Origin of the sequence: Vibrio sp. Vb2960 (genome assembly GCF_033337665.1) — a bacterium.
Classification (GTDB): Bacteria; Pseudomonadota; Gammaproteobacteria; order Enterobacterales; family Vibrionaceae; genus Vibrio; species Vibrio alginolyticus.
The window spans coordinates 60,337-66,547 of record NZ_JAWORD010000027.1 but is presented as its reverse complement, the minus strand read 5'-3'; the positions used below and the strand labels follow the sequence as shown (position 1 = coordinate 66,547).

At 44.5% G+C, this 6,211-nt stretch carries 5 protein-coding genes and 1 tRNA gene; 3 read left to right on the top strand and 3 right to left on the bottom strand.

Annotated features, from left to right (window positions below; all coding sequences use genetic code 11):
- The 3 genes from R7O03_RS19965 (at position 1) to R7O03_RS19955 (ending at position 3,743) form a co-directional block, all read left to right on the top strand.
- A tRNA-Asp gene (locus R7O03_RS19965) sits at positions 1 to 77 on the top strand.
- A 940-nt stretch (positions 78 to 1,017) separates the two neighbouring features.
- On the top strand, positions 1,018 to 2,589 hold the full coding sequence (locus R7O03_RS19960) for an ABC-F family ATP-binding cassette domain-containing protein (protein WP_213964564.1): 1,572 nt from the start codon (positions 1,018 to 1,020) through the stop codon (positions 2,587 to 2,589).
- Entirely contained in the window at positions 2,586 to 3,743 is a 1,158-nt protein-coding gene (locus R7O03_RS19955; RefSeq protein ID WP_318131970.1) for an MFS transporter, read from the top strand. Before R7O03_RS19960 ends, R7O03_RS19955 begins: the two co-directional genes overlap by 4 nt.
- 74 nt (positions 3,744 to 3,817) lie before the next feature.
- Here R7O03_RS19955 and fis read toward each other — a convergent pair whose 3' ends face one another.
- The 3 genes from fis to prmA form a co-directional block, all read right to left on the bottom strand.
- A complete protein-coding gene (gene fis / locus R7O03_RS19950) occupies positions 3,818 to 4,114 on the bottom strand; it encodes a DNA-binding transcriptional regulator Fis (RefSeq protein ID WP_000462885.1) in 297 nt (98 codons plus the stop codon).
- A gap of 23 nt (positions 4,115 to 4,137) precedes the next feature.
- Positions 4,138 to 5,106 carry a tRNA dihydrouridine synthase DusB gene (gene dusB, locus R7O03_RS19945; RefSeq protein WP_005382505.1) on the bottom strand — a complete coding sequence of 323 codons (969 nt, stop codon included), beginning with the start codon at positions 5,104 to 5,106 and terminating at the stop codon, positions 4,138 to 4,140.
- 139 nt (positions 5,107 to 5,245) lie between these two features.
- On the bottom strand, positions 5,246 to 6,133 hold the full coding sequence (prmA, locus tag R7O03_RS19940; protein ID WP_005382507.1) for a 50S ribosomal protein L11 methyltransferase: 888 nt from the start codon (positions 6,131 to 6,133) through the stop codon (positions 5,246 to 5,248).
- Positions 6,134 to 6,211 lie beyond the last annotated feature (78 nt).

Sequence of the window (6,211 nt, the reverse complement as noted above, 5' to 3'; positions counted from 1 at the left end):
GGAGTGGTAGTTCAGTTGGTTAGAATACCGGCCTGTCACGCCGGGGGTCGCGGGTTCGAGTCCCGTCCACTCCGCCAATTATATTAAGCCTCAGTCGAAAGACTGAGGCTTTTTTCGTTTTGGTTCCCCGACTTACCTTAAACCCACTTTCATATTGAAACCTTGCATCGAGAGGCCGGCTTCCCTCTGGCGATGCTTTCTAAGCCCTGTTATGAGTGAAGTGGAACTCAGTTTTGTGTGGTTTCTACTGAACCGGGTCCTAGTATCGAGCGCTAGTTCTCAGCCCTTGTGCTTACTTACCAAAGCTTCCTTTATTATTACCTGGAAAATTTATTCACTAGGTTATGTTATTTTCGGGGGAGATTTCTCTGCTTTAGATGTTTTGATTTAGCCATAGGCGCTTATTAATATAAACTCAGCGCATTTAAAACTTTCCAAACATGGATTTTGTTTTGTCGACCTATTTAAGCCAGTGTCTTAAAGTATATTCGCTACTTCCTCCCTCTAACCCTCTCCAACCTTCAAAGCCACCACTACGTACGTATAACGTGAGCGGTATAGGTGCTTTCATAGCTGTGTTTGCTGAGTAAGCAGTTCACCTGGCACATTGACTGAGGAAAAGTCTTCTTTTTGTGGACCTTCGTGTAAGTTACGATAGTTTTAACAATTATCTGGTACTTTTTATTCTAAAGGTGTACGCTTCACATCGAATATTTTTTCGACAGTAAATCATGTTATATCTCTTGTTTAAAAGCTTTGTAAGAAGGCTGAACTCCGTGCAAAAAACGCGATGAAGTGTTGCTCGGAGTCTTAAATTAATCTTCATCAGGTGTTTTATGTGTGGGTAGCTTCGCTGAAGTTATACGCAGGAGCTTGTACACCTGATAAAAGAGAAGAGATGGCTGGTGATATTTCATCATCGGCCTTTTTGTATCTGTTAAGCAGCTACAAAGCATTACCCAGTATTGAAATAAGGGCCGGTATTGATCACCGGCCCTTTTTTATTTGGTTGAAAACATGAGTATTTTACAAGTTAAAAATTTGTCTTATCAGATAGCTGATAAGACGTTATACAACAACGTGACCTTTCGTATTAACGTGGGAGAGAAAATAGGTATCACCGGAGCGAATGGTGTTGGAAAAAGCACCTTATTGAAACTGCTTTTCGGTGAATTATCTGCAGATAAGGGCTGCATTGAATGGTTACCAAACCTTGAGGTGGGGTATTTAGAACAACATTTTAAGATCGATAATGTGCTGACAGTTCATGAGTGTTTAAAGGGCTCTTTTGAGAGTTTATACGCTGCAGAGCAAAAGCTTTGGACTTTGTATCATGCGATGACCGAGTCTCACTCTACATCTCTTTTAAGCCAAGTCGCTCGGCTACAGGCATATTTAGAAGATGAAAACTTCTATGCAATTAATACCAAAATTGAACAAGTTGCTGTAGGTCTTGGCATTTATCAATTTGGCTTAGATACACCGCTTGTCTCGCTAAGTGGCGGTCAAAGACACAAAGTCCTTTTAGGCAGGTTGTTACTTCGCAACCCCGATGTGTTAATTCTTGATGAGCCGACAAACTATCTTGATGCTCCGCACATTGAATGGCTAGTCACGTTTCTCAATGATTACATTGGCACAGTTTTACTGGTTTCTCATGATGTTGATTTCCTTAATCAAGTAGCGACCAGTATTTGTGATATTGATTATCAAACGGTTCGAAAATACAGCGGCACTTATGTCAAAGCAATGCAGCAAAAGCATCACGATGGTGCTTTGATAGAAAAGCAATATAAGGCTCAGCAAAATGAAATTCGAAAGTTAGAGCAATTTATTGCCAAAAATGGCGCTGGAGTTAACGCGAGTCTTGCTAAAGGGCGTAAGAAAAAACTGGATAAAATCGAACGTATTCAACTGAATAATGTAGAGAAAGTATCGATGTTTGACTTTGCTTACCAGCCCATTGGGCAACCGAATGTGATTGACGCAAAAGCGTTGATGATCGGTTATCAGCAGCCTCTGCTTCCAGTATTTGATATCACGTTAGCGCGCGGGGAAAAGTTGGTTGTTGCTGGCTTTAACGGCGTAGGTAAGTCGACCTTACTTAAAACCCTGATGGGGGAGATCGAGCCACTCTCTGGTGAGGTGGTATTGGCAAAAGGTGCAATGATTGGTTATTTTTCTCAAGATTTGTCTTGGCGCCATCCTCAGAACACGCCTGAACAGGAGCTGTGCTCTTGTGCGCCAACAATCTCAAGCAAAGAGTCACGCAAGCTATTAGCTCGCTTTGGGATCTCGGGGGATAAGACGCAGCGCCACTTAGATACATTGAGCGGTGGTGAGCAAACTCGGGTGAAACTGTGTTGTTTATCGGTTCAGAAATGCAATGTTTTGCTGTTGGACGAACCAACAACACATTTGGATAGCAGCAGTAAAAATGCGCTTAAAGAGGCTCTCCAGCGCTTTTCCGGTAGCGTGATTGTGGTATCTCATGAGAAGGCATTTTTGCAATCTTGGCCTGATAGAGTTTTAGATATTTCGTTGCTCACTTGTGCTGAATCGGAGACAGAACAGGAGGTGGAGCTATGATGCGGTCCATGATCCTATTTCTCGTTGCTTTTCTTGTTGGTGCTGATGAGTTGATGCTTGGATCTATTCTTGAACCCATCGGAAATGATTTAAGTGTTCAACCGAGTCAGGTTACCTTATTTATTACGGCATATAGTTTAGCCATAGCAATTTGCGCTCCTTACTTGGGCCGTTTATCAGACCGAGTTGGGCGTATTCGTATCATGGTGCCTGCTTGCTTTGTATTTGGGGTTGCGTCTATTACGACGGGCATAGTTCATGATTTTGAACTTGCTATTGCAACTCGAGTGATCACTGGTATTGCAAGTGCAGGCATGTTGCCAATTGCATTCGCGTTAGCGGGAGACGCGAAGGGTAATAGAGCGATGCGTCAAATTGTGATGGTTCAGGCGGGATTAACGCTAGGTATGATAACCAGCCCGGCGATCGGAGCATTGTTGACCCAGCTTTTATCATGGCGTGCCGCTTTTATTATTTTGGGCGTTGCGGCTCTTCTTGTCAGTGCCATGAGCGTAGTGTTCATGAACAACAAGCATAATGAGTCCAAGAAGTCAGATACTCTGCCACCTATCGCAGACGTCATTCATCTTCCAGGCGCGTTGAGAGCGATTCTAGCGATGTGTTTAGGCCTAGGGGGAGGTATTGGTGTATTTAACCTGATAGGCCTCCATATTCGAGATACCAGCGATTTGGCGCTCGGTTGGGTGGGCGCTATTTATGCAGCTCTAGGGATCGTGAGTGTGGTTGGAAATATGTGCGTGGCGAGAGCTTCTCGCTGGCTTGGTAGCTCTCGAGCCGTTATGCGAGTGGCTTTAATGGTGTGCATACCTTGCAGTGCATGGGTGTTCTCAAATGAGATGAGTACGGTGACCGCTTATCTTCCAGCTCTAGTGCTCTGGTCTCTTGCTGGAGGGGTTGGTTCTCCGGCATTACAAGCACATATCGCAAGCTTATCTGATGAATATCGAGGTGTGTTAATGTCTTTTGGAATGAGTATGATGCACTTTGGTGTCGCGATTTGGTCTGCCTTGGCGGGCTTCGCGTATTCTGTAGGCAATGAATGGGTCGCTTTCGTGGCTTTCCTATTGTTTGGCTCAGCAGTAGTTATCTTAAAGCCAGTTGGTAATACTGAACAAAGTGAGCGTTATTCGTAGTGTTTTAGTAGATAAAGAAAAGCCGTTACCTAAAAAGGTAACGGCTTGTTCCAAATACTTTTTGAAAAACGGTCTTAGTTCATGCCGTATTTCTTAAGTTTCTTGCGAAGAGTACCGCGGTTGATACCCATCATAGTTGCTGCGCGAGTTTGGTTACCGCGAGTGTACTGCATGATAGTATCTAGTAGTGGCTGTTCAACTTCAGCTAGAACTAATTCGTATAGTTCTGTTACTTCCTGGCCGTTTAGTTGAGCAAGGTAGTTTTTAAGAGACGCTTTAACAGAGTCACGTAAAGGCTTCTGAGTAATCTGGTCTTGTGACGTTACTGTAGTTACTGTTAATGCTTCTGAAGTCAGATTTTGTTCGAACATATTCGGTCTAGCTCTTCTCTTAATTATGATGCAACGTTATCAAAATAACCTTCTAACGCCTCAATTTGCAGCGGAGCTGCGTCGATAGCGTTGAAGGTACGGCGAAACTCACTTGCCTGTTCATGCTCTTTCAGGTACCACCCAACGTGCTTGCGCGCGATACGTGGACCTAAGAACTCCCCATAAAACTCATGCAGAGCATTTACATGACCAAGCATAATGGTTTTCACTTCCTCAGTTGGAAGTTCCTCCATTGTGGTGCCGTTTTCCAAATAGTGATGGATTTCCTGGAAAATCCAAGGACGACCCTGGGCAGGGCGTCCAATCATTAAAGCGTCCGCACCGGTGTACTCCAGTACAAATTTGGCTTTCTCCGGGCTATCGATATCACCGTTCGCGATAACCGGAATTGAAATCGCCTCTTTTACCGCTTTAATGCTGTCATATTCGGCCTCACCTTTGTACATACATGCTTTCGTTCTGCCATGCAGAGCAAGAGCTTGTATGCCGCAGTTTTCGGCTAATTTAGCGATCTGGACACAGTTCTTGTTGTCTGTATCCCAGCCAGTTCGAGTCTTTAACGTTACAGGAACGTCCACTGCATTCACGACCGCTTTCAAAATCTCTTCGATAATGTTTGGGTATTGAAGCAGAGCAGAGCCCGCTAGCTTCTTATTCACTTTTTTTGCCGGGCAGCCCATGTTGATGTCGATGATTTGTGCACCGTTCTCAACACTGAATTGAGCTGCGTCCGCCATAAGCTGTGGATCGGAACCCGCAATCTGTACAGAGCGAATGCCCGATTCGCCCTCGTGTACCATGCGCTGTTTCGACTTTGACGTTCCCCATAGTTTTGGGTTAGCAGACATCATTTCACTGACGGCCATTCCCGCACCATAGCGAAGACACAACTCGCGAAACGGTCTATCCGTTACACCAGCCATAGGGGCTACGATTAGATTGTTCTTAAGTTGATAGTTTCCGATTTTCAAAACGTCATCACAGTTCTGTACCAGCAAGGGCGCGCATTTTACGCATTTTTTCACTGCGTGAAAAGACTAATATTTGAGCATTTACAAATTGTTTTTGTAAATTGTATGAATTTCAAACAATTAGCTCTGAAAACCTTGTCTAGCCTTGCTTACGACCAGAGATGCGACACCATTCACTTTGCTCAACAATCGGGTCAATGTGAAGCTCGTCACGGTAATAGTTCGCAACATCTTCAGCTTGAGTGTCTAATACGCCGGACATAGCGAGGTCGCCATTTGGCTTAACTAGTCCTTTGATGATAGGTGCAAGTTCACGTAAAGGTCCCGCAAGGATGTTGGCCACAACGACGTCAGCGACGAGACCTTCAGGTTGATTTTGCGGTAAGTAAACTTCTAGTTTGTCTGCAACGCCATTACGCTCAGCATTGTCTTTTGAAGCAAGCAGGGCTTGAGGATCAATGTCGATCCCTATCACTTTTTCAGCGCCCAGTTTGATCGCTGCGATCGCAAGAATACCTGAGCCACAACCGAAGTCGATAACGGTCTTACCGCTTAAGTCCATGCTTTCTAGCCACTCAAGACAAAGTGCTGTTGTAGGGTGAGTACCCGTACCGAATGCAAGGCCTGGATCCAACATAACATTAACAGCGTCAGGATCTGGAATATCGCGCCAGCTTGGACAAATCCATAGGCGTTCACCAAATTTCATTGGGTGGAAGTTTTCCATCCATTCGCGTTCCCAGTCTTTATCTTCAAGCTGTTCTACTTTGTAAGCAAAATTGTCAGCCAGCATATTGCTCGCTTTAATTTGGTCGATGATGAAGTTAGTGTCTGCTTCTGCATCATACAGTGCCAGAATATCAGTATCGCCCCATAAGCGAGTTTCGCCAGGTAGAGGTTCGAATACAGGTGTATCCTGCGCGTCTAAGAATGTAACAGACAGCGCGCCAGTCTCTTCCATTAGCATATCGCCGATTTGCTCAGCGTTTTCATTGGTCGCGTTGAGTTTGATTTGAATCCAAGGCATTGGTTTTTGCTCTTAAAGTGAATGAAGTGGCGCAGAGTTTACCAGAACTCTACGATTTGTTTGAGTATATACCCAAAT

Coding starts and splice junctions, on each gene's coding strand:
- fis (WP_000462885.1), bottom strand. CDS start 4,114: ATGTTCGAACAAAATCTGACTTCAGAAGCATTAACAGTAACTACAGTA.
- R7O03_RS19960 (WP_213964564.1), top strand. CDS start 1,018: ATGAGTATTTTACAAGTTAAAAATTTGTCTTATCAGATAGCTGATAAG.
- prmA (WP_005382507.1), bottom strand. CDS start 6,133: ATGCCTTGGATTCAAATCAAACTCAACGCGACCAATGAAAACGCTGAG.
- R7O03_RS19955 (WP_318131970.1), top strand. CDS start 2,586: ATGATGCGGTCCATGATCCTATTTCTCGTTGCTTTTCTTGTTGGTGCT.